We start from the raw sequence: 1,372 nt of genomic DNA, 5'->3' as shown, positions 1-1,372 counted from the left end.
GACCATGTCTGGACGGTCCCCGCCCTGCAAGCATGATCGTCTCGGCTGGCTTGGGCGGCGCGCGTGCGGTCATGTCTGCGGCCTTTGATTGCCACCATGTGGTAGCTGGCCTCGATGGGTTCCGCGGATCGGGTCCCAAACAAACGTGCGCTCTCCAAGGAGCGGTGGTCGAAACGGGCTGGTCCGATCCTGGTCGCGTCGACCGTCTTTGCCATCCTCCTTGATCACGCCCGCAAGCTCACCGCCCTCGCGATGCCGTTGGTCAGGCTGGCACCGCGGAGCTCGTCTTGAAGGTCCCGCCACGAGCCATCAGGGCCCAGGCGATCCGTGCGGTCTTGTTCGCCAGCGCCGTCGCGACGACGTTCCAGGGCCGCCGCTCGATCATCGCTGCAAGCCAGGCCGGCCGCTTTCCAGGCTTGGCTTGCGTCCAGCGCAGCACCGACTGAGCGCCGGTCACCAGCAAGCGCCGGAGATAGCGATCGCCGCGCTTGCTGATTGGCCCAAGGCGTTCCTTTCCGCCGCTCGAGTGCTGCCGCGGCACGAGCCCGATCCATGCCGCGAAGTGACGCCCCGAGGCGAATTGCGCCGCGTCCGGTGCTGTAGCCGCGATAGCAGACGCGGTGATGGGGCCGATGCCTGGGATCGTTGCCAGTCGCCGACTGAGATCGCTCGTCCGATGCCAGGCCAGGATTCGTGCTTCAAGAGCATCTTCGCGCGCCTCCGTCTCGGCGAGCTGCTCCCGCAGTGAGACAATGACGTCGCGGGCTAAGTCTGGCAGCACGCTGTTGTCCGCTGCCAGTGCCTGGTCGAGCAGCCGTTGAAGGCCTGCGCGGCCCTGTGGCCCGATCAAGCCGAATTCGGCGAGGTGCGCGCGGATCGCGTTGCTGAGCGAGCGGCGCTGCGCAATCACCAGGCTGCGTGCGCGATGGAGCATCAGCAGCGCCTGCTGCTCACGACCCTTCACCGGCACGAAGCGCATGGTTGGTCGCATCACGGCCTCGCAGATCGCCTCGGCATCGGCGGCGTCGTTCTTGTTCCGCTTCACATAGGCCTTGACGTAGCTCGGTGGCACCAGCCTGACCTCATGTCCGAGCGCCTGCAGCTCGCGCGCCCAGTGATGTGCCGTGGCGCAGGCCTCGATGCCGACCACGCAGCGGTCGAGCGCGCGAAAGAAGTCGAGCACCTGGCCGCGGCGGATGCGCTGGCGCAGCACAGGCTTGCCGCTTTCGTCAGCGCCGTGGACCTGGAACACCTGCTTGGCGATGTCGAGGCCAATGGTCGTCACCTGCATGATCGCTCCTCCTCCGCTAAGTGGCACCGAAGGCCAGCCTCGCACATCGGCGCAGAGAAGCGGGGACCGCCCATCCCATCA

1 protein-coding gene is annotated in these 1,372 nt (G+C 66.9%); it reads right to left on the bottom strand.

Translation table 11 applies throughout. The features are described 5' to 3' along the window. Positions 1 to 262: 262 nt before the first annotated feature. Positions 263 to 1,291, bottom strand: coding sequence for an IS110 family RNA-guided transposase (locus tag OZN99_RS31635; RefSeq protein ID WP_270939156.1), 1,029 nt, complete (start codon positions 1,289 to 1,291; stop codon positions 263 to 265). Between the last annotated feature and the right edge of the window lie 81 nt (positions 1,292 to 1,372).

It is taken from the genome of Falsiroseomonas oryzae (genome assembly GCF_027856955.1).
In the GTDB taxonomy this organism is placed as follows: Bacteria; Pseudomonadota; Alphaproteobacteria; order Acetobacterales; family Acetobacteraceae; genus Falsiroseomonas; species Falsiroseomonas oryzae.
Note: the sequence above shows the minus strand (reverse complement) of the source record. Positions and strands in the feature narration are given on the sequence as shown.

What these genes read in the sequence shown, in the direction of transcription:
- OZN99_RS31635 (WP_270939156.1), bottom strand. Translation starts at nt 1,291, where the DNA reads ATGCAGGTGACGACCATTGGCCTCGACATCGCCAAGCAGGTGTTCCAG.